The 24,756-nt window shown below is 57.6% G+C and carries 19 protein-coding genes and 2 pseudogenes; 9 read left to right on the top strand and 12 right to left on the bottom strand.

Features of this window, described 5'->3' with window-relative positions; genetic code table 11:
• Positions 1 to 246 precede the first annotated feature (246 nt).
• Genes ASD54_RS04480 through ASD54_RS04490 form a run of 3 tightly spaced genes read left to right on the top strand, consistent with a single transcriptional unit; the run spans position 247 to position 5,233 of the window.
• The gene (locus ASD54_RS04480) at positions 247 to 1,758 is read left to right on the top strand and encodes a methyltransferase domain-containing protein (RefSeq protein ID WP_062553429.1); all 1,512 of its coding nucleotides are present in this window, start codon (positions 247 to 249) and stop codon (positions 1,756 to 1,758) included.
• On the top strand, positions 1,758 to 2,855 hold the full coding sequence (locus tag ASD54_RS04485; RefSeq protein ID WP_062553430.1) for a glycosyltransferase family 4 protein: 1,098 nt from the start codon (positions 1,758 to 1,760) through the stop codon (positions 2,853 to 2,855). Before ASD54_RS04480 ends, ASD54_RS04485 begins: the two co-directional genes overlap by 1 nt.
• Complete coding sequence (locus ASD54_RS04490; protein ID WP_062553431.1) at positions 2,852 to 5,233, top strand: glycosyltransferase; 2,382 nt, start codon at positions 2,852 to 2,854, stop codon at positions 5,231 to 5,233. The genes ASD54_RS04485 and ASD54_RS04490 overlap by 4 nt, the downstream gene beginning before the upstream one ends.
• Before the next feature lie 85 nt (positions 5,234 to 5,318).
• On the opposite strand, the gene ASD54_RS04495 is transcribed toward ASD54_RS04490, so the two are convergent.
• The 5 genes from ASD54_RS04495 to ASD54_RS04515 all read right to left on the bottom strand — a co-directional run bounded on the left by ASD54_RS04495 (position 5,319) and on the right by ASD54_RS04515 (position 10,852).
• Positions 5,319 to 6,257: a DUF4214 domain-containing protein gene (locus ASD54_RS04495; RefSeq protein ID WP_062553432.1), complete on the bottom strand. Its 939-nt coding sequence runs from the start codon at positions 6,255 to 6,257 to the stop codon at positions 5,319 to 5,321.
• Between the two features lie 2 nt (positions 6,258 to 6,259).
• A complete protein-coding gene (locus ASD54_RS04500; RefSeq protein ID WP_156379068.1) occupies positions 6,260 to 6,535 on the bottom strand; it encodes a hypothetical protein in 276 nt (91 codons plus the stop codon).
• Between the two features lie 137 nt (positions 6,536 to 6,672).
• Positions 6,673 to 8,106: a mannose-1-phosphate guanylyltransferase/mannose-6-phosphate isomerase gene (locus ASD54_RS26875; protein ID WP_062553473.1), complete on the bottom strand. Its 1,434-nt coding sequence runs from the start codon at positions 8,104 to 8,106 to the stop codon at positions 6,673 to 6,675.
• A gap of 57 nt (positions 8,107 to 8,163) precedes the next feature.
• A complete protein-coding gene (locus ASD54_RS26880) occupies positions 8,164 to 9,585 on the bottom strand; it encodes a phosphomannomutase (protein ID WP_062553434.1) in 1,422 nt (473 codons plus the stop codon).
• 100 nt (positions 9,586 to 9,685) lie between these two features.
• On the bottom strand, positions 9,686 to 10,852 hold the full coding sequence (locus ASD54_RS04515; protein ID WP_062553474.1) for an AGE family epimerase/isomerase: 1,167 nt from the start codon (positions 10,850 to 10,852) through the stop codon (positions 9,686 to 9,688).
• A gap of 422 nt (positions 10,853 to 11,274) precedes the next feature.
• On the opposite strand from ASD54_RS04515, the gene ASD54_RS04520 reads away from it, so the two are divergent.
• Positions 11,275 to 11,958 (top strand): ParA family protein, encoded by a 684-nt coding sequence (locus ASD54_RS04520; protein WP_062553435.1) that lies wholly within the window; start codon positions 11,275 to 11,277, stop codon positions 11,956 to 11,958.
• Positions 11,958 to 12,281 carry a hypothetical protein gene (locus ASD54_RS04525; protein ID WP_062553436.1) on the top strand — a complete coding sequence of 108 codons (324 nt, stop codon included), beginning with the start codon at positions 11,958 to 11,960 and terminating at the stop codon, positions 12,279 to 12,281. Before ASD54_RS04520 ends, ASD54_RS04525 begins: the two co-directional genes overlap by 1 nt.
• A gap of 210 nt (positions 12,282 to 12,491) precedes the next feature.
• Here ASD54_RS04525 and ASD54_RS04530 read toward each other — a convergent pair.
• The 3 genes and pseudogenes from ASD54_RS04530 to ASD54_RS25960 all read right to left on the bottom strand — a co-directional run.
• Positions 12,492 to 14,261: pseudogene (locus tag ASD54_RS04530) on the bottom strand (conjugal transfer protein TraA); the annotation flags it as partial.
• Between the two features lie 3 nt (positions 14,262 to 14,264).
• Positions 14,265 to 14,666, bottom strand: coding sequence for a plasmid mobilization relaxosome protein MobC (gene mobC / locus ASD54_RS04535; RefSeq protein ID WP_062553438.1), 402 nt, complete (start codon positions 14,664 to 14,666; stop codon positions 14,265 to 14,267).
• Between the two features lie 761 nt (positions 14,667 to 15,427).
• A pseudogene (locus ASD54_RS25960) lies at positions 15,428 to 15,604 on the bottom strand (IS3 family transposase); the annotation flags it as partial.
• Positions 15,605 to 15,621: 17 nt separating this feature from the next.
• Between ASD54_RS25960 and ASD54_RS26445 the strand changes: the two are divergent.
• Complete coding sequence (locus ASD54_RS26445) at positions 15,622 to 15,771, top strand: hypothetical protein (RefSeq protein ID WP_156379069.1); 150 nt, start codon at positions 15,622 to 15,624, stop codon at positions 15,769 to 15,771.
• Positions 15,772 to 16,090: 319 nt separating this feature from the next.
• Here ASD54_RS26445 and ASD54_RS26795 read toward each other — a convergent pair whose 3' ends face one another.
• Entirely contained in the window at positions 16,091 to 16,297 is a 207-nt protein-coding gene (locus tag ASD54_RS26795) for an antitoxin VbhA family protein (protein WP_062553440.1), read from the bottom strand.
• 656 nt (positions 16,298 to 16,953) lie between these two features.
• On the bottom strand, positions 16,954 to 18,183 hold the full coding sequence (locus ASD54_RS04555) for a replication initiator protein A (protein WP_062553475.1): 1,230 nt from the start codon (positions 18,181 to 18,183) through the stop codon (positions 16,954 to 16,956).
• Between the two features lie 167 nt (positions 18,184 to 18,350).
• Here ASD54_RS04555 and ASD54_RS04560 point away from each other — a divergent pair, with 167 nt between their 5' ends.
• Complete coding sequence (locus ASD54_RS04560; protein ID WP_156379070.1) at positions 18,351 to 19,214, top strand: hypothetical protein; 864 nt, start codon at positions 18,351 to 18,353, stop codon at positions 19,212 to 19,214.
• Between the two features lie 36 nt (positions 19,215 to 19,250).
• Here ASD54_RS04560 and ASD54_RS04565 read toward each other — a convergent pair whose 3' ends face one another.
• A complete protein-coding gene (locus tag ASD54_RS04565; protein ID WP_062553443.1) occupies positions 19,251 to 20,189 on the bottom strand; it encodes a GDP-mannose 4,6-dehydratase in 939 nt (312 codons plus the stop codon).
• Between the two features lie 74 nt (positions 20,190 to 20,263).
• Positions 20,264 to 21,235 (bottom strand): GDP-mannose 4,6-dehydratase, encoded by a 972-nt coding sequence (gene gmd / locus ASD54_RS04570; protein ID WP_062553476.1) that lies wholly within the window; start codon positions 21,233 to 21,235, stop codon positions 20,264 to 20,266.
• 342 nt (positions 21,236 to 21,577) lie between these two features.
• Here gmd and ASD54_RS04575 point away from each other — a divergent pair, with 342 nt between their 5' ends.
• Together ASD54_RS04575 and ASD54_RS04580 are read left to right on the top strand one after the other, a co-directional pair.
• Positions 21,578 to 23,317: a type I secretion system permease/ATPase gene (locus tag ASD54_RS04575; protein WP_062553444.1), complete on the top strand. Its 1,740-nt coding sequence runs from the start codon at positions 21,578 to 21,580 to the stop codon at positions 23,315 to 23,317.
• A 92-nt stretch (positions 23,318 to 23,409) separates the two neighbouring features.
• Positions 23,410 to 24,726, top strand: a complete 1,317-nt coding sequence (locus ASD54_RS04580; protein WP_162249549.1) for an HlyD family type I secretion periplasmic adaptor subunit — start codon at positions 23,410 to 23,412, stop codon at positions 24,724 to 24,726.
• The last annotated feature ends 30 nt before the right edge of the window (positions 24,727 to 24,756 follow it).

The raw sequence follows: 24,756 nt of genomic DNA on the forward strand, positions 1-24,756 counted from the left end.
AAGGTAAATTTATCAAATGGTTAACCACGCTAGAGTAAGGTGAAATTTCAATCAGCTCGTTTCGCTGACACATCCTCAGTTGGGATAACTGCTGCCACACACCTTGCGAAAATGGTTTCAACGCCACAGCGTGGGCATTCTGCGGGCGTAAAGACGCTCATCGGCCTGCGAAAACCGTTCCATAGCCGCCTGCGATAGGGTAGAGCCCGTTAGCGAACCATGATTGACTGCAGGAGCTGACGGGCAATGTCCGACCATACGCCGACGATTGACGAGATTCTGGCCCGTGTGCGTGCCGAGACCGCGGCTGTCGCGGTAGAAGAAGCACCACCAACCGGCCGTCGTCAGGGGCTTGGCACCATTCCCCTCGTGCAGGAACCGGATGACGGCGAGAAGATACCGCTCGGTCGGCCCTTCTATACGATCGAGGAATTCGCAGCTCTCGATGACGAAGATTTCCTGCGCAATGCCTATCGCGTCGTTCTGGGCCGTGACATCGATGGTGTCGGCCGCAGTTATTATTTGCCAGCCCTTCGCCAGGGTCACATCACGGTCGTGCGGGTGCTGAGCGCACTTTCGCGCTCGGCAGAAGGCAAGGTGCGCAGCGTGAAGATCCGCTGGCTGCTGCCCGCAGCGGTGCTGGACCGTCTGGCCGGGCTGCCGGTCATCGGCAAGATATTTGAACCCTTCATGCGGTTTCTGGTGCGCTCGACCACCAATCGCCGTCTTTCTCTTCTGTCCGAACGGCACACGGCGCTGATCCACGAGATCAACAGCACGCTGTCGGCCATCCGCAAGAACCAGACGATCCACGATGCCAACCAGTCCTTCCTGGAATCGGCACAGTCCGCCGTCGAAAAGCGCATGACGATGACGGAATATCGCGCCGCAGACGCGCGCGCCGATGCGGAAGCTTCCAAGGACAAGGCCATTGCCTCGCTGTCTGAAATCCGCTCCATCCGTCAGGAAATCGTGGCACAGCGCGCAGCCGTGAACGCCCTGATCGCGGATGCACGTGCAAAACTCCCGGCAGAGCACCAGGACGTCGTCACCCAGCTGGAAGACGCATCGCTGGATTCGCTCTACGTGGCCTTCGAGAACCGCTTCCGTGGCTCGACCAGTGAGATCCTGCGTCGTTCGGAACGCTATCTGCCGATCTTCAGGACCAACAAGCCGATCGCAGCTGGTGGCGTGGTGCTCGATATCGGCTGCGGCCGCGGCGAATTCCTGTCTCTCCTGAAGCGCAACAATATCGCAACGCGCGGCATAGACCTTAACGGCGCCATGGTTCAGGAAGCCAAGGCGCTCGATCTCGATGTGCTGGAAGGCGATGCAATTGCCTATCTGCGGTCCCTGCCCGACAACAGCCTGGCTGCCATCACCGGCTTCCATATCGTGGAGCATATCAGCTTCAAGGAACTGGTCAGCCTGTTCGACACGGCAAATCGCGTGCTGATGCCGGGCGGTTTGGTGCTGTTTGAGACGCCAAACCCGGAAAACCTCGTCGTTGGCGCCTGCACCTTCAACTACGACCCAACGCACAACAAGCCGCTTCCGCCGGATTACCTGCGCTTCATTGCCGAAGCACGCGGTTTCACCAATGCCCGTATCGTTCGCAAGGATGAGGATTGCGATCTCTCGCAGCCGGAAAGCGGGTTCGAACCGCAAGAGGTTAATGACTGGTTCCGCCAGCCGGCCGACTATGCGCTCTATGCTGAAAAGCCCGCGGCTGAAACGATCGAGAACGGTCAAAACTGATGCGCGTGGGAATTGCCACAGTTCATACACCCGGCATTTACGGCGGGGCCGAGTTTCTGGTGGACGGTCTGGTGGAAGCGGTACGCGCCGCGGGCCATAGCGTTCACAAGATCTCGATGCCTTTCTACTTCGAACCCGTTGATGCCGCCGCCCACACCATGGATCAGGCGCTGGGCGCCAACTACCTGCCCTTCAACGGCGGGCGCATCGACCGCATGATCTGCCTGAAATTCCCGGCCTATATGTTGCGCCATCCCGACAAGCGGGTCTGGCTGCTCCATCAACACCGTGCGGCTTATGATCTCTACGGTACGTCCTATGGTTGGCTGCCGGGCAAGCCGGAAACCGACGCGCTGCGCGAAGACATCATTGCGGGCGACAATGAAAGCCTGGGCGGTATCGAGCCGGGATCGGCACGCGCTGTCTTCACGATTGCCGAGCGCGTCTGCCAGCGTCTGCGCGATTTCAACAAGATCGAGTCCAAGGCGCTTTATCACCCGCCTGCCAACTGGGAAGAATTCCGCTGCGAGGAAGCGCTGCCCTACATCTTCGTGCCTAGTCGCCTGGAAGGCTTGAAGCGGCAGGATCTGATGCTGAAGGCGCTCGCTGCCTGCAAGACGCCGATCAATGCGGTTTTTGCCGGTTCCGGCGGCATGCGCAGCCAATTGGAATCCATGACGGCGCAACTGGGTCTGAGCGATCGCGTGCGTTTCGTCGGCGCCATCAGCCGTGAGGATATGCTCAACCTCTATGCCCATGCCTCCGCCGTCTTCTTCGGCCCACTGGATGAGGATTATGGCTATGTGACGCTGGAAGCCATGCTCTCTGGTAAGCCAGTGGTTACCTGCCGGGATTCCGGCGGACCGCTGGAATTCGTGGTCGATGGCGAGACCGGCTATGTGACAGAGCCGGACCCGACAGACATTGCCGCAGCTCTCGAAAAGCTGATGGCGGATACTGCCCTTGCCAAGTGTCTGGGCCAGAACGGCCGCGCCCGCTATGAGGCTCTCAACATTACCTGGTCGCATGTGGTGGAAACGCTGCTGCAGGATCTGCCGCCTCTGCCGCCCCCGCATAAGAAGGATATCCTTCTATGAAGATCGCTCTCATTACGCCGCATCCGGTTCCGCTGGCGCTGGGTGGCGCGGAAAACCTCTGGTGGGGTCTGCAGCAGCATTTCGAAGAGCATACGGAGCACCGCTGCGATATTGTTTCGGTCATGTCGCCTGAGAGCAGCTTCTGGGATCTGGTTTCCTCCTATGAAACCTTCTCCAAGCTCGATCTCTCAGCTTACGACTGTGTGATCTCCGGCAAATATCCCGGCTGGATGGTGAAGCATCCGAACCATATCTGCTACATGCTGCACCGGCTGCGCGGACTGTACGACACCTATCCGATGAGCCAGCATCACCCGGCTGTGCTGAAGCATCCGAAGCTTGGCAATCTGGCGGACTGGCTGGAAGAAGGCATAGCGAATCCGGATCCGGACCAGATACCGGAACTGTTCGATCGCCTTCGCGCCTTGCGGGATGCGGATCTGCCACCGGACGTCCTGGCATTTCCGGGTGCATTCAGTCGCGCCGTCATCCATTTTCTCGACAATGCCGCGCTTTCGCCTATGCGCATGCAACGCTATACGGCGATTTCCGGGACGGTCGCGCGCCGCAAGAGCTATTTTCCACCTGACATGCCGGTAGACGTGCTCTATCCGCCACCGCACCGGGATAACTATAGCTGCGGCAAGAGCAGCTATTTCTTCACCAGCAGCCGTCTGGACCGGCCCAAGCGCATTGATCTTCTGATCGAGGCGATGAAATCGGTCAAAGGCGACATTCCGCTGTTGATCGCCGGCACAGGTCCGGATGAAGCACGCCTGAAGGCGATCGCCGGCGATGATCCGCGCATTCGCTTCCTTGGCTATGTTCCAGATGACGATATGCCGGGACTTTATGCCGATGCGCGTGCCGTGCCCTTCATTCCGGTCGATGAGGATTATGGCCTCATCACCATCGAGGCGATGAAAAGCGGTAAACCGGTTCTGACAGTCGTCGATAGCGGCGGCCCCTGTGAATTTGTTCAGCACGGAAAAACCGGCTTCATCTGCCAGCCGCAACCGGCTGCACTGGCCGAATGGCTGAACCGCCTGGCGACAAACGAAGACGAAGCCATTGCCATGGGCAAGGCGGCTGAAGCGAAAGTTTCCACCATCAACTGGGCGACCGTAGCCAAGGGACTGCTGGAAATTGCGGCCCCTCAAGCCCGCACGCGTGTCATTCGTCCAAAGATTACCGTGGCCACGACCTTCAAGGTCTATCCGCCGATGAATGGCGGCCAGTCCCGGGTCTTCCATCTCTATCGCAATCTGGCGAAGACCTTTGACGTCGATCTGGTGACGCTTGGCGCCACCACTGATGTGCGCCACGAGGCCGAGATCGCACCGGGCCTGATGGAAATCACCATTCCACGCACCGATGCCCATGCGGAAGCGGAATATGAAGTATCGAAGCGGGTTGACCACAAGCCCGTCAGCGATATCACCGCCAATGCGCTGCTGGGGCTGACGCCGGACTATACGGAAGCGCTGAAGCTTTCCGCCATGACCAGCCGCATCGTTATTGCCTGCCACCCCTTCATGGTGGACTGGCTGAAGCGGGCCGCGCCGGGCAAACCCTTCTGGTACGAAGCGCAAGACGTCGAACGCACGCTGAAGGCCGCCGTGTTCGGTGATCTGCCGGAAGCAGGCTCCCTGCTGCGCGAAGTGGAACTGGCAGAACGCGAATGCTGGATCACGGCAGAACGCGTCTTTGCCTGCGCCAATCGCGATCTGGAAGCACTGGAACAGATCTATGGTCCGACCCGTGCACGCCTGTCAGAAGTTCCCAACGGCGTTTCGCTGGAAAACGTGCCCTACACCTCGCTTGAGGAGCGTCGCCGCCTGCAAGCGGTTGGCGGCATTGGGGGGCAGCAGCTCGCCATCTTCATGGGAAGCTGGCACGGCCCCAATCTAGAAGCCGTGGAAGACCTGATCGTTGAAGCGCCCCGTTGTCCGGATACGCGTTTCATCATTCTCGGAAGCGTCTGCATGCCTTTCAAGGATCGAAAGCTGCCCGTCAATATGGAGATGATGGGCGCGGTCGACATGGAAACGCGCGATCTCATGCTGTCGATTGCGGATGTCGCGCTGAACCCGATGCGGTCCGGCACAGGCACGAACCTGAAGATGCTGGATTACATGGCCGCCGGCGTGCCGGTAATTTCCACGGAATTCGGTGCGCGCGGATTGAACATTACCGACAGGGAACATTACTTCCGCTCTTCCACCAGCGATCTGCATACAGCACTTGCGGCTATCAGGGAAACCAGCGAGGCAGATCTTGAACGGCTGATCCTTGCGGCGCGGGCCCGTGTCGAAGACGAATATTCCTGGGCTGTCATTGCCCATCGCTTCCTCGAGGAAATTCGCGGCGACATCTGAAATCGATCATGCCCCAATGAAAAAGCTCTCCCGGATCTGACCGGGAGAGCCTTTTTGTTATTTCGCATTCAGGACGCGGAGCGGATCAGCCCAGCCAGATGCCAGAATTGATCTGCGGCGCAACAGCAGCCACGTTTTCGGCACTTTCTGCAAAGGAGGCCAGAACATAGGCACGGCTGACGCCTGCATTGAGTTCGCCAACCCAATAGTTGACGCCGCCCGTTTCACCCTGACGATCGAGAACGTTCAGGTAAAGACGGTTCACATAGTCGAAGTTCGACGGGTTGGAACCATAGACCGAGCGGAATTCGGCAGACTGCACGAAGCCCCAACCCACTTCCGTCAGGCTTGCTCCCTTGTCGAGCTGGTTTACCCAGTAGTTCAGACCACCTGTATCCGGCGTACGATCAAAAGCCGCCTGATAGATGCGATAGGCCTGTCCTGCATTGCCGTTGATATCGACAGCCAATGTTCCGTTGTCGAAGCGAATGCGTTCGACATTCAGGAAATCATTGTCGGAGGTGCCGTTCTTCTTGTCGAGGAAGATGTAGCTTCCGTCCGAGCTGATCGTGAAATCGGAACTACGACCGGAAAGGACAACCGTATCGATACCGCGGCCACCATCGACGATATCGCTGCCACCTCTTGTGTAGATGGTGTCGTTACCATCGTAACCGGCAAGCTTGTCATTGCCGGTCGAGCCGTAGATCGTGTCATCACGCTGCAGCATGAGGCCGATGAAGCCCTTCAGGTCGCCACGGCTGAGGTAGAAATTCGCCTGCGCAGCGGAAATGGAGAAACCGTAGATTTCGCCAACGATGGAGTTTCCAGTGTACTGGCTGAAACCGGTCATCGTGCCGGTGACAAGATTTCGGCCGGAATAGCCGAAGCCATAGCCGTCATAATAGGCCGTTCTCGTACCATCGCTGATGACGAGTTCGGTTGACGTGCCGCGTACGATATCCCCCGCCCAGAATGTCGGGTCGATCAGGTTCGTTGTCGTATAGGCCTGGGATGTCGCCACTTTTAGTCCTCCATCAAAGCATGTGCCACTGGGGTGTCAATTAGCACATCTTTATATTCAATCATGGTGTCTAGCTTGCCATCAATCCGGGGGAAATTGAGGCGCAACGCCCCCGAAGCAAGAGCAGCCTTTAAAATTATCACTATTTTCCGTTGGCTTGCCTGTAGCTTTGCTGAACAGAAGGCGCTGATCGAGGAAATTTCAGCGACAGAGGCTGGCTCAAAACATTGGTAACCATTTGCCGCTATACAGGATGCACGGGCCTTGTTCTGCCCCATGCCGTCGAGACGTCCTTGTAGTGCGTCCGCCTCGACGGCTAATGCCTTGTCCACTATCGGGAACAGGGATCGTCGGTCTTCGACCCTTCAGGCAGTCAGGCGCGACGGATTATCCCGCCACGCCTTCTCTCTCTCGATCAGTTCTTTTCGCGCCCGAATTCATCGGAAACGCGCACGATATCGTCTTCCCCGAGATAGGAACCCGTCTGGACCTCGATCATTTCCAGCATGATCTTGCCGGGATTGTGCAACCGGTGCAGTTCGCCCTGTGGAATGTAAACGGATTCGTTTTCGCGAACGAACATCACCTTGTCGCCGACGGTCACCTCCGCCGTGCCCTTGACGCAGACCCAATGTTCGGAACGGTGGAAATGCTTCTGCAGCGAGAGCTTCTTGCCCGGAAGCACGAAGAGGCGCTTCACCTGGAAGCGGTCGCCATGCAGCAGCGACGTATAGCCGCCCCAGGGACGATAGGATGTTGGGTGGGTCTGGGTAAGGTCTGAGGTTGCCTTTGAAGCGGCGAGCTTCTTGACCAGCTTGCCGACTTCCTGCGCTTCATCCAGACGGCCGACATAAACGGCGTCTTCGCTGGCGATGACCGCCATATCCTTCAGGCCCTGAACGGCAAGATGCGTCGAGCGGGAGAGAACCAGCGAATTCTCGCTGTTGACCACAGTCGCATTGCCGAGCACGACATTGCCGCCTTCGTCCTTTTCGCCGAGCTTCCAGACTGCATCCCAACTGCCGAGATCCGACCAGGGGAAGGTGGAAGGGACGACAGCAGCGTTCGAGGTTTTCTCCATCACCGCATAATCGATGGAGATGTCCGGGCTCTTCGAGAAGCTTGCTTCATCGAGGCGCGCAAAATCGAGATCGGTCGCGGCGTTTGAAACCGCGTCCTGGACCGCCTGATAAACCTCCGGCGCAAAGGCCAGGAGTTCGCTCAAGAGCAGGCTTGCCTTGCACATGAAGATGCCGGAGTTCCAGTAGAAGCCACCGGCGGCCAGCATTTCCTCAGCTTTGGTGACAGGCGGCTTTTCCACGAAGCGCTTCACACGGTAGGCACCCGTTTCCAAAGCCTCGCCCTGCTCGATGTAACCATAGCCGGTCGCAGGTTCGGTCGGGGTAATCCCGAAGGTCACGATCTTTCCGCTGAGTGCCGTATCACGAGCAATCTCGATCGCCTTACGATAATGCGCGCCCGCATCGATTTCATGATCGGACGCCAGGAGTTGCAGCACGGCATCTTCGCCAAAACGGGTGGTCAGGAAGAAGGCAGCTGCCGCAATCGCAGCTGCCGTGTTGCGGGCAACGGGCTCCAACAGGATGCCGGAAAGGTCTACACCCACTTCACGTGCCTGCTCAGCAACCTGGAAGCGGAAGTCCTGGTTGGTGATGACGATCGGTGCCTCATAGAGATCCGGATCAGCAACCCGCTCCAGAGTTTCCTGAAACAGGGTGCGGTCACCAACGACCTGAATGAACTGCTTCGGTGCACTTGCACGCGACAGCGGCCACAAACGCGTTCCCTTGCCGCCAGCCATGATGACGGGGATGATCTTGACGCTCACGAATATCTCCCAGACTTCCAGTGAATGCGGGGCCAAGCGGCCCCGCGCAGGTTTTCTTCAGCGGTTGCCCGCAGCCCATTGACGAATAAGGCCGAGGCCCTGCTCCAGCAAGTCGCCAGCCGCCTGTTCGTCGCCTGCCTCGACATAGCAACGCATTTCCGGCGCATTTCCGGATGGACGGAAGTGGATGATACGACCGTCATTGAGCGTGACCCGCAATCCATCGATGTCGCTCTTGCTTGCAACAGTGGCGATCGGCTGCAGGAAAGTGGAAAGGTTCGCGTCCGACTGACGAAGATGCGCCATCAGCGCAGCGCTCGTCTCGACCGGAAAATTCTCCAATCGGTCCGCCGCGGCAAAGGGCAGTTTGAACGAGGAAGCAACTGCAGAAAGCGGCTTGCCCTCCCCTTTCGCCAAGGCAAGCGCTGCCAGAACCGGCAGGAAACTGTCGCGTGTCGGAAGGGGCTCAAGATCCGCCCCGGACAGGGAGAAGGTCGAGGCCGTCAGGACGCCGCCATTGGCTTCAAAGCCCATGACGGCCTGTTTGCCACCCGCCAGCGCCGCGTTCATGCCTTCGATGACATAGGGGGAGCCAACGCGCGTGCGGGTGACGCTGTAGGTTCCGGCGGCTTCGATGCCTGAATTCGATGTCACAGGCGTTACGACGATCCGGGCATCAAGCAGGCGGGCAACGATGAGGCCGAGAAGATCGCCCCGCACGGGAGTACCGGTCTCATCTGCCACGAGCGGCCGGTCGCCATCGCCATCAGCGGAAACGATCGCGTCAAGTCGGTGCTCGGCAGCCCAACCTCTGAGCAGGCCTATGGTCTCTTCGGAAACTGCCTCGGTATCAACGGGAATAAAGGTCTCGGAACGACCAAGCGCCAGGACCGAAGCACCATAGTGCTTCAGCACCTGAACGAGGCCATCGCGTGCGACGGTGCTGTGCTGGTAGACCCCGATCTTCAGCCCCGCCAGTGCCCCGCTCTTCAGAAGCTTGGCATTGCGATCCAGGAACTGGCCGAGTGCCTGCGCTTCCTGGTCGGGAGCGTCGAACGCGGCAAGATCGAATTCGGCATCACCCAGCTCCCGGGCAATCCTAGTGATCTGTTGCTCGTCATTCTTGTCGATCTCGCCGTCCGGACGGTAGAACTTAATGCCATTGCGATCTGCCGGGATATGCGAACCCGTCACCATCAGCGAGGCCCGCTTGCGCGACATTGCATAAAGCGCCAGCGCCGGGGTTGGAATGAACCCGCAATGGACGGGCTTCAGGCCAGAAGCAGCCAATGCTGCGATGCATGTATCGGCAATAGAGGGGCTCGACGGGCGGAAATCTCCTGCCACGTAAATTTCGTCGCCTGCCTTTGCCATGCCGGTTTCAAGCAGATGGCACGCGAAAGCCGTTGCATAGAGCGCAGAGGCATGGCCCTCAAGTTCCGTAACAAGTCCGCGAAGGCCGCTGGTGCCGAATTTCATGACAAGGTCCTCATGTCCTTGCGTAGCGGCCCATTCTCTCCTGCAACAGGCCCACCCGCACATTTATTCGTGTGCTGGGTTAAGCTGTTCTTGCCCTGTGTCAAGCAAGGCGTGCGAGGCAGTCCTCTAATTCATAGATGGCGCACACAATATGGTAGAAGGAACTTGCCGGTGCATCCTCATCCACAAAGCTGCCATCGGCTTTCAGCTTGTCTCGCCACAGGCCCTTGAGTGGCACATCCAGAAAGAACTGGAGCGCATTTACGGCACGCATGGCCGATGCGAGATAGGCCTGCCGCTCCTCACCTTCCGTAACGACAGCCAGCAGCATGGCACTTTTCAGCCATTCGGTTTGTGGCCACAGGCGGGCGAGAGGATCGTGAACGGAAAAATCGTCCAGCAGAGCCATGACTGCAACTTTGCGTACCGGACAGAGGCCATACCCCTCGCCGATTTCAAAAAGCCGCTTGGCCTTTTGAAGTGCATCCGGGCGATTTCTGGATATCGCCCAACGCGTCAAGAGCCATGCCCATTCGAACTGATGTCCAGGTTCCATGATGCGACCGCGCTCATCCGGGTGCGGCTGCCACTCACCGTCGAAGAATTCGCGTAAGCCGCCACTTTCCGGATCGATGAAATGTGTCAGACAGAGTTCGGCAATGTCGTCGGCCTGGGCGCGCCAGATCTCATGGTCGAATCCGGCCTGCGTCTCACAGGCCATCGCCGCCTCGAACAGATGCATATGCGGATTGGAACAAAGAGGCAGCTTGCTGGGGCTTGCCTCTTCAAAGCCTGCCTTGGGATGGGCGTAAGCGGCCTTCAAGATGTTGAGCATCTGAGTTGCGCGTGGGCCGAGCTCGGAACGGCGATGGGGCTGCGCCTTTACGATATGGGCATAGGCCAGAATTGCGAATGCCTGATTGTAAAGATCGAAGCTCTCGTCGAGCACCCTACCCTCATGATCGGCGAGACTGGCGTAGAAGCCGTTCGGTAGTTGGTAGGTTCGGTCATAGTAATCGAAACCGCTCTCAACCGCGTCTTGCCACTCACCGCCCCATCCGCGGGTGCCCGCCTCCGCAAAACAAAAAACTTGGCGTGGATGCACACGGGACCGACGGTGGTTGGTCGTCGCTTGCCCGGTCAGGGTGAGTGTTTCCGAGTAGCCTCCATCCGGGCCATGAAAACCCTCTGCTAGCCACAAAGGAAGCGCATGGTCGTGAAGCCAGACCTTCAGTTCTGATGCCGAGCGATTGAGGCTGTCGAGCAGTTGCAACGGGTCCTGCGATCGGAATGGTGTCTCGTGATCTGCGCGGGCTGCGGATTGTTGGTTCAAGCCTGTTTCTCTCTGTTCGTCAGCATTTGTTTCAAGGGGGCCAAGTGATCTCGTCTCTTGCGGGCTTAAATTGCATAGGAGGCTTATCCGGCCGGGCTTGTCTTGGGAAGACGTCGAGCTTTGTCCTTCGCTGCCCATTGATCAGAAGTATTGCAGATAAAACACGATATCGGTCAGCATGCTATCATGATTGCAAGCTGATATCATTCTGATTGCATGTTGATTGACATCAAAAAGATATTTGATTGCTATTTAGATAGATATCAATCAATCATCTAGCTGTATGCTATCAATCTGATTGCGATAGGAATGCTATTTCGATAGCTTTCGCGAAAGCATTCTTGCGGAGATTCGCCATGCCTGTCATCTGTGCCGCCAATCCGAAGGGCGGAGCCGGAAAATCGACGACCATCCTTGCAATCGCCACGGCGCTCGCGCAGCAGGGGGGAACGGTGACGATCATCGACGCCGATCCGAACAAACCCATCACCGATTGGCGCAAGGGCCCGAGCAAGCTACCTCTCAAAGTCATCAGCGATGCAACGGAAGCGAATATTCGCGATTTGATCAATACGGCCGCCGCCGAAGCCCAGTTCGTCTTCGTCGACCTAGAGGGCACAGCCAGCCGCTTGGCATCGCGAGCCATCATCAGAGCCGACCTGACGCTGATCCCGCTCGGCGGCAGTGCGCTTGACGCAAAGCAGGCAGCGCGCGCCGTTGGCCTCGTGCGGGAGAGCGAAGAAGATATCGGCCGCAAGATCAATTTTACGCTCGCATTCAACCGTACGAGCCCGCCACCCTTCATTCGCCGCATCGAGCGGGAGATCACCACCCAGATGCTGGAGAACGAGCTGCCGGTACTTAAAACCCATCTCTATCGACGAGAGGCCTATAATGCGATGTTCATGGAGCGGACCAGCCTCTTTGAACTCAACCCTGCCAAGGTCAACGGTCTGGACGCTGCCATCGACAACGCGATCCAGCTGACCGAAGAGGTTCTCAACGTTCTCAAATCCAATGCAACGGAGCGCGCCGCCTGATGAGCAACGATCTTGGATTTGGCAAGCCGAAGAAACTCGATCTCTCCGCCTTCCAGCCACGCGCGCCTGAGCCACTAGAAACCAAAGCTGCACCAGTGCGGGATGAAGAGGAGGCAGCCGATCGCGCCGCCGAACGCGTGGGCTTTCAAAGCCGGGAACCTGTCCAGCGCGTGAAGAGGATCCGGCGTGTCAGTGAACCGCTTGATCAGGCTTTTGTGCGCGCCCCGATCGACGTCATCAACCGCTTTAAGCAGTACTGCAACCAGACAGGCATGTCCTATGGCGAAGCGCTGGACGAATTGATGCGCAAGGCGGGGATTTAAACACTAACGATCACGATCTTCACGGTCGCGCTGCGTTCGTTCAGCACGCTCCCGTTCAAGATACTGAAGGCGCGTTGATTGGGACTCTCCTGTTAGAGCCCTTGAGTATTGTCGTGGAGGGGTAGGGGTAGGGACATGTACACCTGCATCGAGGCGATCTTGCGAGGTATAGACCCCATCCTGCTCATCAAGCCCACGCTCCTTCATTTCGAGCATCTGCCTGCGCAGATCGACGATCTCGCGAGCGAGGGAGGAAACCTCTTCGAAGCCTGACCGGTCCTCTGGGAGAGCGCTGCGCTGAAGGTTGAACAAAGCCGTTTCAACCGTCTTTTCGTACGCTTCGAACTCTGGGCGTGTCTGCTCGCGCATGTCCTTTGCCTCCGACAACATGTCTCTGATTGCGACCATATTGGAGCGGTAATCACGGCCAAAATCCGCATGAATGACTGAACCAGCAGGCGATTGATCCCCTTGGGTAACGCCGCTTTCGAGATAGGAGCGATGCTGTGCGGCGTAGGCCGCAACCACTGTGTCGCCAGCGTTGACTGCAATCTTCTGCCAGGTCTCCTGAGCTTCTAGAATGTACTGGCGGCTTCTCTGGCTCGTCGCCACCACGCGCCGACCAGCTCGCTTTGCGTCATATCGCGCCTGTGCCGGCTCGCTGGTGCCTACATGCTCGGTTCGACCGTTATGTTTGACGGCGCGAACCTGATTACGCGTGAAGGCTGGCGGCGTAGCAAACTCGCGCCGATCGGTCATTTCCATATTGATGCCGTGGTCACGCGCCTTCTCGGCCATGACCTCCCGCCATTGCCGGAAGGTGGCCGGAGTCGTCTCGATCCGGTCTCCCGCTTCCGATCGCATGGTGACGATGGCATGGGCATGAACATGCGGCCGCTTGCCGCCCTCAGAGACTTCCTTCGGATCGTTCTCTGGATCGTGCAGGGAGAAGACATAGCGATGGCCCGCAAACTGCTCAGCCAGGAAGTCGCGAACAGCTCCTTCAAACGCGACTGCATCCGTGCCGGCACGCGCCGATAGGATCACGTGCATCACGTCACGGCTCTTGCGGCTGTGCAGCTCATGCCGCCATTCCTTCTGCACGAGATCGCCTGCAGCCTTGTCATCGGCAATCGAGCGACCCTGATCGTCCCGAACGTCGTTGCGCTGCGCGATCAGGTCTCGCAACTTGGCAGCGCCGTATTCCACGCCGTTGCCATAGCCTTTGAACGAGAAAGCCGCAGAGGCCTCTTTTGCAACAACGCTGGCGTTGAAACGCACCTGAACGATGTCGGCCGCCTTCGCGTCCGCCGTCAGTCGCTCGCCCTGCCCGCTGCGCAACACAACATAGCCCTCAATCTTCAGCGATCCGTCATTCTGGGTTTCGACACAGAAAGCATAGCGCCGATTACCAAAGCCACGCTCAAGAATGTCCCGCACCTGCTCATGTCGGTCCGAGCCGCCGGACAAGCTCACCTCGACGCTGAACGCGCCGATATCGCGGCTCTCGGTCCTGTTCTGGAAAAGGTGATCCCAATCGCCACGGAGACGCGCCAGCTCCTCACGGCCACGCAACGTCTCGCCGTTCTCATTCTCAACCTTCAGCTCCCCCCCTCTGGAAACATAGTTGAGCATCGAACCGACACGGGCGCCACCACCGTAGGACGCCAGCTTAACCACGGCTGGCTGGCTCCCTTTGGCAACGCTCGCAAGACGAACGTCCATCGATCGCGCAGCACCCGAACCGTCAGCCAGCGACCGAGACCTGGATGTGGTATTCAACATCGAGGCCGAAGTCCTCCCGCCTCCCCTGGCTCCGGATCCGCCTTTTGACATTCCAACCTGGTGCTGGAGATTTTTCAGTCTCTTCTCAAGCTCTTCTTCTACGGCACTCCCACGGCCGCCAAGCGTCATGTCATGCAAGAGCGCCGCGCGTCTCTGCTCCCACTCGCTTGTGAAAGTGCCAAAGAAGAACTCCACGGCCTACACCTCCCCTCGGCGCTCATGGCCGGCGCGGCGCGAAAGTGTCCGCAGCTCACTCATTACAGCCGCCTGTATCCGCTGGACATTGCCAAGATTGATGTCCAGCTCGGAAGGGTGGACAGCCTTGTCCGCATTCAGGGAGCGCGCGACCTGGTTCAAATTGATGCCGATCATCCGCATGTCTTCGAGCAGTGCGCCCATGATCAACCTGTCTTCCACAGTCAGAATTGGGCGAACACCAGCACCCTCGAGGAGCAGCGAACGGAAAAAAGCAGACACACTCATACCGGCCGACTTGGCCGCTTCTTCGATAGCCGAATGCTCAGCATCGCTGACACGGGCGTTGATGAGACGCCCCTTGCGTTGCTTGGCTGACGCTACTTCGATCGTGTCTTCGCTCATCAATCAATCAAGCCTGTTCGGAGCCTCGCGACACTCATCGTGGGCACGTTCCACGATGGCAATGCAAAATGTAAAACATTTTTGCGTATCCTGCCACTCTCACTTAAAGCACTATTTCCAAATTTCAATCTAATTCCACCCCTTGACTGGCTCCGCTTCGCTTCGCGTTATTTCCGTTGGAACGCTCACCAGGGTTCACCGCCAAAACCGATCTCGAAGGCCTTTGTCTGTCCCTCGTACTCGAGGTGACAAGGGACGCTTCGCTCTTCGCCCTTGGCACCCTGCGTGCGAGCGCCAATTGAGGCCTCACGCGGCTCCGGGGTTCACCACTCGGCCGGTACACTCGTACCAAACCACACGACTAACTCGTGTGGTTTAATGACGGCAAATTACCGTGTGTTCACACGGTGGTTTTGATCTTAACCTGCGTGCATCCACATGGTAGTTTGGCATCGATGTTATGATCTTAACGACGATACTGATGTGCCGATTTAACCCATGTAGGGGCTATTCAAGCTGAAGCCGAACGCCAACGACTGGCTAGATAGCGGCGAGGGTCAGCAGAAAAGGCCGTACCCTGGCCGGCCACCTGGTAGTAAATAATGAAAGGTTGACACCGACAGACGATTGAAGGACGGAAAACGGTCGTCAAGTGATGGCAAGTCGAGAACGCGTTTTCTTCGTGCTTGAGGTCTATTCGATAGAGGCCGCGACCCGGTCCTTCGGCACTATGGCCTGCTGCCGGTTTTTCCGACACCTAGCTAAGCTAATCCCATCTTGTTTTCAAATTCCATGGGGCTGAAGTAGCCTAGTGTTGAATGGCGACACTTTGGATTGTAGGAGCGCTCGGTGTAATCGAACCCGTCCGCCTTTGCATCTTCCTTGGTCTTATAGACCTTGCGAGCTGTCCTTTCCGTTTTGAGTGATGAGAAGAGGTTTCTCGGCATCGGAGATTATGTCTGAACTGCCGATTGCGATCAGTATGGCAGTTATTGGCGATGGCCTGACCGGATGGCTTGATCTGCAGCACACGGCGACATTGTCACTTGTGGCCGCTCTCTTCTACCTTGACCCTCGCGGCTTCGGAGTCATGCTCAGCAAATAGTACGGCAAGATCGTCGGCGAACAACCCGTAATGAAGGTTTGCAACTTCAGTCCGCAGCATAGCCCTAGGATGAACCGGCCCAACTACGCCAATCGGCTTTGTACTCAGGAGGGTATAAAGATCCGTTTTGATCGGCCCTTCCTCGACCTTCCACCCTGCGGAACCCATAGTACCGCAAATGACATCAGCCGGTGGCTCTTATCACTGGCGAACCCAACATCAATACAAACTGGGTCGGAAAATCATATCCGATGTTCCGACCCTCAAGGTATTAGCCGCTTGAGATCATTGGCGGCCGCTATAAATGGATAGGTGATGATCAAGGGCGCTTGAATCTGGCCAGCATCTCTTGGCGTATTTCCTCGGAAGTGATGTCCCCAGCGACGTAGCGGGCCTTCGCTTCTTCCAATATCGGGTCACCGGTGTAACCCTGCCGCATATTTGCAGCGCGTGCCTGATCTGAAGCCTTCTTCCGTGCTGCAACAGCTTCCGGAGAGCGATCGGGTCGAGGGGCATCAAGATGCATTTGCAGAGCCTCCAGTTAACATTCAAATTAGCACAAAGAGAGCCGAATATCCAGCGAATGCGGGGTCGATCTAGAGGAGATAAGAAGAGGGGGATCACTTCGTTGTGCCATCCGTACCTGACCGACACGACAAAAATGTCAAAATTCGCGTCCGCGACAAAATCTGTTTTTGCCTGCCAGATTCTGGCTGGAAACCGACTTGGATCAGGGGCGGAAAAACCGTCAGTTTTTAGCTGGCATCGGCTGGTTTTGGTGCACTCAAAACCCGTTTTTGTCGTTCCGGATTTTTCCTTCACCCCTTCAAAAGCCTCTTTCCCGCTGTGCGTTTTGTCGGCTTTTTGTCGCCCTCGCGCAGTTTTTGTCTAGTTTTGATTGTTTTATATAGTTTTACGAAAAAAAAAGGGCTTTTTCTGTCTTCAAATCAGAGGCTTATCGATTTTTGTCGTCGGCGATGTACGGAAAAATGTCGGCCAAGTACGGAGTGTCGTCGGCCAAGTACGGAAACAAGTCGGTCAAGTACGGTCTGTCCACAGGCACGACAAAGAGGGGGCAATTCTATTTTGTCGTCGGCAATGTACGGAAATGGCGAATGATTTTTGTCGTCGGTCATGTACGGAAGTTCACGACAAAAATGACCGACAAAAACGAGTGGCTTTTCACTCGCTGTCGATGAGCGTCGGCACGTTATGGGCAGCCGTTTCCTCGCGCCGTTTCATGACGAGAACGGTCCCGTCCTTACCCTCCTGAAGCGCCAGATCATAGTCCGGCATGGGGAAGGCCTGCGTGCGGGTGATGAACTCTTTCAGGTCATAGGCGAACTTGCGATATTCCTGGGTGGAGCCACTGCGCTTGTAGATTTCGCGCACGCTGTAGGTTGCCTCACCCTTGCCAGCGGCCTTGCGCGCCAGGCGATAGATGAAGCGACCAAGGCCCGAACTGATGAGGAAGTAGTCCTCATGCAGCGTCAGCAGCGGAATGGTCTTCTCGTTGCGCACCACGCTCGTATAGACCCAGTCGGGAATGGTGATTTCGATCATGTCGATGCGGTTGGCATTGGTGCGGCTCACCACGCTGTAGCCGCCGATGAGCGGGCGGCTGTCCACCTGGCGGCGGCGACCGTTCGACAGGTTCACCACCTTGATCGTGGTATTGGCCAGACGATCGAGAGCGGCTTCGAGATCCTCATAGGACTTTCCGCCATCGGAGCGACGGCAGAATTTCAGGACATGCGAGGCACTCGGACGATAGGTTTTCGGCGGTAGGCTGGGGCGCAAGCCCTTGGCCTCCTCACGCCGGTAACGCGTGACCTCGTCGGCCAGATGCGAGACCATGTTGAGGAAGATGTCGTAGTCGAACACGGTTGCGAGGCCGGTTTCGGCGCCGCCCTCGATGGTGATCAGGCTGTCTTTCAGCTCGTAGCGGATGATACCGGCATTCGAGCGCTTGCTGAGCGAGAAGGGGGCAACATCCATCAGGTTGACGTCGTCCTTGATCGGCGCGTCATAGACGGTCGGCACGAAGAAGGTCAGCTGTGCATCTTCCGGAGGGGCCGAGCGCAGGATGCGCTTGGGCTTGCTCTCCTGCATCAGCACGGCTGCAATATCGGCCTGCAGGCTTTCATTGCGGATGGCTTCGCCGAGATTGCGGATTGCGCGTGTGATCGGGCTATCGTCATCCTCGATCTGGTCGAGCTTGAGGTCGGCCCAGACGCGGCGGCTGTAATAGCGCCGCAGGCGGCTCAGCGCATCCTTGTCCAGCTCACACTGGTCGCGGCCGTGAAGGTCGGCAAAACGCTTGGAGAGGTCCTGCAGATAGGCATTCTTCTCGTGCAGGGAGAGGCTGGCGAATTCCTCGCGCGGCATCAGGTTGAATTTCGAGCGTTTCATTCCGTCCTGCAGGCTTTCGATCCCAAGCAATGGGTTTCTATCATCGACATTTGGTATATGAACCGTCCCGAACGTCGTCGCTCTGGCATCACCGAGGGCGAGCCCCTATCCAATGACAGGAAATGCCGAAAATGCTAGCAAAATTGAAACAGCACCTCAAGGAGGTGATGCAGAGTATCAAGGTCATCCAGCCCGATGATCGCAAGCATTTTTCGGCTGAAATCGATAAGTTATCTGTGCGGCTCGACCGCATTTCCCAACTCAACAGCGGGATCTATATCGACCTTCTCAAGGAAAAATCCCCGCGCTATTCGGATCAGAGATCAATCTCTGCTGCCTACGGACAGGTTTATAGCCAGAACAATGAAGATGGCATCATAGCCGAAATCTTCCGCCGTATCGGAACCGACAGCAAGACCTTCATCGAGATTGCTGCAGGTGACGGTATCGAGAATACAACCCGGCTCCTGCTTGAGACAGGATGGCGCGGCCTGTGGGTTGAGGCAGGCGATGCGGAAGCCGATTGTATCCGCAATCTGATGCGCACACCCATTGCCGATGGGCAGCTTGCCTTCGTCAATGACAAGGTCACCCTCGACAATGTGGAAGCCATGGTCGAACAGAGTGGCTTCGTAACGCCGGACTATATTTCCGTCGATATCGACTACAACACGTCGCATGTCTGGCGGAAGCTGATGCGCTTTCGTCCGCGTCTCTTCTGCATCGAATATAACGGCCACTATCCGCCGAGCACGGATTATGAAGTCCCTTACCGCGAGGACAAGTTCTGGGCCGGAACGACCAAGTTCGGGGCAAGCCTCAAGGCAATGGAGCGCATTGGCGCCGAGCATGGCTACCGGCTTGTGGGTTGCGACATCTTCGGAGTGAATGCCTTCTTCGTGCGCGAGGATCTCTGCAGCGAGGCGCTATTCATCGGCCCGTTCACCGCAGAACAGCATTACGAGCCGCCCCGCTTCAGTGCCGTCGCCATGCGTGGCCATGCGAGGCATCTGCCGTTTGCAGAGGAATAGGATTTTCCGGATCATCACCCTCTGGTGATGATCCGGTCAGTTGCGCAGTCGGGCGCGCTGCGCGTCCAGAACCGATTGCAGCGTCTCTTGCAAATCGATCGATGGAGACCAGCCCAGATCGCTCGTCAATGACGATGGATCGCCGGAGGCTGTTTCCACCTTGTTGGGGAAATAGCGGGCAGGATCGACCTGAACGGTGATCGATCTTGACGATTTTGCCAGCAGGCCCTGCAGCAGGGCTTCGATCATCACGGGCTGTCCGGTCGATACATTGTAGCATCGACGAGCGGGGAGGGGGCCAGTAGCTGCCAGCAGATAGGCTTCCGCAACATCCTGCACATCGAGGAAATCGCGGCGGGCTTCCAGATTGCCGACATTGAGGATCGGTTCCTGCAGGCCTGCTTCGATGCGGGCGATCTGTTCTGCGAAGGCCGGAACCACGTAATCCGGTGTCTGCCCGGGCCCGGTATGATTGAACGGCCGGAAGGCGATGGCCTCGAAACCATCCTCGGCCATTTGCCGCAGCATGATGTCGGCTGCCGCCTTGGTGGCGCCGTAAGGGCTCATGGGCTCAAGGGCAGCCCCTTCCGAAACGGGGCTGGTGCTCCTGTTGAAGGCATTGCCATAGGCTTCCGAGCTGCCCGACCAGATCAGGCGTGCCTTTGGTGTCAGGCGGCGCATGGCGTTTGCGATATGGAGCGTGCCCATCACATTGACGCTCCAGGCGTGCGTCGGATCCTTCTGGGCTTCCCGTGGTGCAGCAATCGCTGCCAGATGCAGGACTGCATCGGCCTCGGCAGCGCCAATGGCGCGCTCGACCGCCTGCGCGTGTGTAATGTCGGGGCGAGATGCCGTATCTGGGTCGATGAACTCGACCGGTTCGATCCGGTCAGCATGATGGCTGAGGATGCGGGCCGTGACGGCACGTCCCACGAAACCTTGCGATCCGGTGATCAGAAGGCGGCGCTTCGGCATGGTGACGTGCTCCTGTCTTCACGAATGATCCTGCCCCACGATCAAGCGGGACAGGATAAAATCTTAAGCGCCGATCAGGAAAGGCGCTTCAGGTCAGCTTCGACCATTTCACGGATCATGTCTTCCATGCTCGTGGTCGGTTCCCAGCCGAGCTTGGCCTTCGCCTTGGCCGGATCTCCGAGCAGGATATCGACTTCGGCCGGACGGAACAGCTTCTCGTCAATGACGAGATGGTCGTCGATGTTGAGGCCGACATGTTCGAAGGCGATTTCGCACATGGTGCGGACGGTCGAGGTGCGGCCGGTGGCCACCACGTAATCGTCAGCCTTGTCCTGCTGCAGCATCAGCCACATGGCCTGAACGTAGTCCTTGGCGTGGCCCCAGTCGCGCTTGGCGCTGGTATTGCCGAGGCGCAGTTCCTTGGAAAGACCCAGCTTGATGCGGGCAACGCTGTCGGTGACCTTGCGGGTCACGAACTCGATACCGCGCAGCGGAGATTCATGGTTGAACAGGATGCCGCTGGAGGCGTGAATACCAAAGCTTTCGCGATAGTTCACGGTGATCCAGTGACCATAGAGCTTTGCGACGGCGTAAGGCGAACGGGGGTAGAAGGGCGTCTGCTCGGACTGGATCGGATGCTGAACCAGACCGTACATTTCCGAGGACGATGCCTGATAGAAGCGGGCATCCGGCTTTGCCAGACGAATGGCTTCCAGAACATTGGTAACGCCGAGCGCGGTCACCTGACCGGTCAGGATCGGCTGCTGCCAGGAGGATGCCACGAAGGACTGTGCCGCGAGATTATAGACTTCGTCCGGCTTGATCGTCGTGATCGTGCGGACCAGGCCAGATAGGTCCTGCAGGTCGCCATCGACGATCTGCACGTCTTTTTCGATCCCCAGCCATTTCAGGCGCGTGAGGTTGACGTCGGCTGTGCTGGAACGACGGGCCATGCCGTGAACTTCGTAGCCCTTGGACAGAAGAAGCTGGGCGAGATAGGCGCCATCCTGGCCGGTGATGCCAGTGATCAAAGCTTTGCGGGTCACTTCATGCTCCTGGTTGGTCAAGCAGCGTCATCTGCTTAGATAAGGGTCGCTGTTAGCTGATATTCATATTATTGATTCTGAGCCCTCTAGCGGATGCCCCTTTATCGTTCAAGCGGATCCGTGGCAAATTCCTCGCACCAACGAACAGAGTCGAGTGCACATTATAGTTGAGTTTCCACTTCCCATTGCCTTTGTGACAAACTTCGCTATGAACCGGGGGGATTCAGTGTCAACGGGCTGAAAGACATCGCAATTCAGCCATAATGTTGATACGTTGGTCAGTAAATGACGGTACTGTATTCGCAGGGCATGTCCTGACAGCAGCGATTGGAAGATAGCTTCATGAAAGTAAATCCGTTTCAGCAGGCGTTGACGACCTATCGCACGATCATAGTCGCGACGATGATCTTCAGTATCGCGATCAACGTGCTGATGTTCGTAAGCCCGCTCTACATGTTGCAGGTTTACGATCGCGTCCTTCATAGCCGCAGTGAAATGACGCTGATCATGCTGACGGTCATCGCGCTGGCCATGCTGGCTCTCTACGGCTTGCTGGAGTGGATCCGCTCTCGCGTTCTGGTTCGCGCCGGTCTTCGCTTCGACGAGATGATTGCGAAAAGCGTTTTCAGCCGCGTGATCACGTCGACATTGAAGAGCCCGCAGTCGCGTTCCGAATTTGCCCTCATGGACATCGACCGTCTCCGTGAGTTCCTGACCGGTTCCGGCCTGATCGCTCTTTGTGATCTGCCATGGATGCCGATCTTCCTCGCGGTCTGTTTTCTCTTCCACCCGCTGATCGGCTGGATCGCACTCATTGGTGCAGCAATCATTTTCGCGATTGCTATTGCCAACGAATTCATGACCAAGAAGCACCTGTCGCAGGCCACCATGGCCAGCCAGGGTGCCATGCACTTCTCCAACTCGACGCTGCAGAATGTCGAAGTCATCCGTGCGCTCGGCATGGAAGACAGCCTTCGTTCGCGCTGGAGCTTCATGCATCGTGGCATGTTGGAGAGCCAGGCGATCGCCAGCGACCGCTCCGGCGCTCTGCTCTCGATCTCCAAATTCGTGCGTATGGCCCTGCAGACCATCATTCTGGGTGCCGGTGCCTATCTGGCGCTTGAAGGTGCGATTTCGCCCGGTTCCATCATCGCCGCCTCGATCATGATGGGCCGTGCCTTGCAGCCTGTTGACCAGGTCGTCGGTCAGTGGAAGCAGTTCCTCGGCGCCCGCCAGGCCTATGATCGCCTGAACAAGATCTTCGTTGAAATGCCGGAAGAAGACGAAAAGCTGCCGCTTCCGGCCCCAAGCGGCACACTTCATATCGAGCAGCTGGCCGTAGCTGCTCCTGGTGGCAAGACGCCGCTCGTTCACAGTGTTTCAATGCTGGTGAACCCCGGTGAGGCGGTCGCGATCGTCGGTCCGAGCGGGGCTGGCAAGTCCAGTCTCGTGCGTGCTCTCGTCGGCGTCTGGCCTCCGGCTGCCGGTACGATCCGTATCGATGGTTCCGAACTCCAGCATTGGGATGCCGATGCGCTGGGTCGCCACCTTGGCTATCTGCCGCAGAGTGTGGAACTGTTTGCCGGTACGATTGCCGAGAATATTTCGCGCTTCCGGGAAGATGCAAATCCGGATGATATCATCGAGGCGGCCAAGCTTGCCAACGTGCATCACCTGATCCAGAACCTGCCGGATGGCTATGATACGCAGATCGGCGTCGGTGGACGATCGCTTTCAGGCGGTCAACGCCAGCGCGTTGGTCTGGCTCGTGCACTCTATGGCAATCCGTCCGTCATCATTCTGGACGAGCCGAATGCGAACCTCGACAGCGAAGGCGAAGAGGCTCTCAACCAGGTTATCCTGAAGCTGAAGCAGATGGGCAAAGCCATCCTCTTCGTCAGCCACAAGATGAGCCTTGTGGCCATGTCGGACAAGACGCTGGTTCTGGCGCAGGGCCGCATGCAGGGCTTTGGTGCAACCCGCGATCTGCTTCAGCCGAAGCCTGCCGTTGCCGCCGTTGCCCAGCAACCGGCCGGGCAGGGCGAAGGCGGTCAGTCGCAGGAGCGCAGTGCGGCGTCCTAAGGGGCGCCACGCGATGAAGGCAGGTCCCTGCCGGGATCTGGTGGACGACAATCGGCGCATGATGGCGCTAGCGAAAGAAGTGAATGCCTGAGATGACGAAAGCAAAACCTGAAACCAAGCGTTCCTTTTCTCCCAAGCCCTATATCGCAGCGGGCTATGCCTCCGTGTTCCTGGGACTCGGCGTCTTTGGAACCTGGGCTGCGACTGCGCCTCTGGCCAGCGGTGTTGTTGCCCACGGTGTCGTTTCGGTTGAAGGCAATCGCAAGACCATCCAGCATCTGGAAGGCGGCATCGTTTCGGAGATCGTCGTCAAGGAAGGCGATATCGTCAATCCGGGCGATATTCTCGTCAAGATCGATCCGACCCAGGCGACCGGCAACTATACGGTCTGGAGCACCAAGCTTCTCTATCTGCAGGCTGCGGAAGCCCGTCTTGTGGCAGAAGCCAAGGGAAGCGCAGACATTGATTTTCCTGAAAGCCTGCTGACCAGCAGTATGCCGGAAGCAAAGGCTGCCATGGCGCTCCAGAAAAACATTCTGGAAACCCGTCTCAAGACCCGCGATGGTCAGGTCGCAATCCTGAACTCCCGCATCCAGCAATTGGCAAAGGCAACGGAAGGCCTGACGAACCAGTTGAATGCGAGCGACAAGCAGGTCGCGTCGATGAACGAAGAAATGGATCGCATGAACAATGGCCTGAAGACAGGCGCCGTTCCGATCAACATGATTTCGCAAATGACGCGTCAGCTGCTGGAGATGCAGCGTATTCGCGGCGAAGCGGAAACCGATCTTGCCAAGATTCACGAGACGATCAGCGAAACCGAGCTGCAGATCGTCCAGACCAAGCAGGAATATGCCGACAAAGCCGTCAGCGAGCACAAGGAAGTGCGCGACCAGATCGAGGAAGTGCGTGAGCGCGCCCGCGTTGCCAAGGATGTGCTGGAGCGGACCACGGTTCGCGCCCCTGTGCGCGGCATGGTGCAGAATATCCGCATTCACACCACGAACGGCGTCATTCGTCCGGCCGAGCAGCTTCTCGACATCGTGCCGCTGGACGACGATCTGCTGGTCAATGCCCAGATCCGCCCGATCGACATCGATAGCGTAAGCTCTGATGCCAAGGTGGAAGTGCGCTTCTCCGCCTTCTCGGCCAAGACCACGCCTGCGATCTATGGCGAAGTCTCTGTTCTCGGCAAGGATGTTATCCAGCCGGAAGCCGGCACGAACCGCGAGCCCTACTATCAAGCGCTCGTGCGCGTCGACGACCAGAACGTTCCGCCGGAAATCAAGGGTCGTATCGTTGCCGGTATGCCGGTTGACGTCATCATCTCGACAGGCGAGCGGACCTTTGCACAGTATCTGACGAAGCCGTTGATCGACTCCTTCCACAAGAGCATGAAAGAGCATTGATCACGCGCATCGCCTCTGTGATCAATCAGG

Source organism: Rhizobium sp. Root149 (assembly GCF_001427345.1).
In the GTDB taxonomy this organism is placed as follows: domain Bacteria; phylum Pseudomonadota; class Alphaproteobacteria; order Rhizobiales; family Rhizobiaceae; genus Neorhizobium; species Neorhizobium rhizoryzae.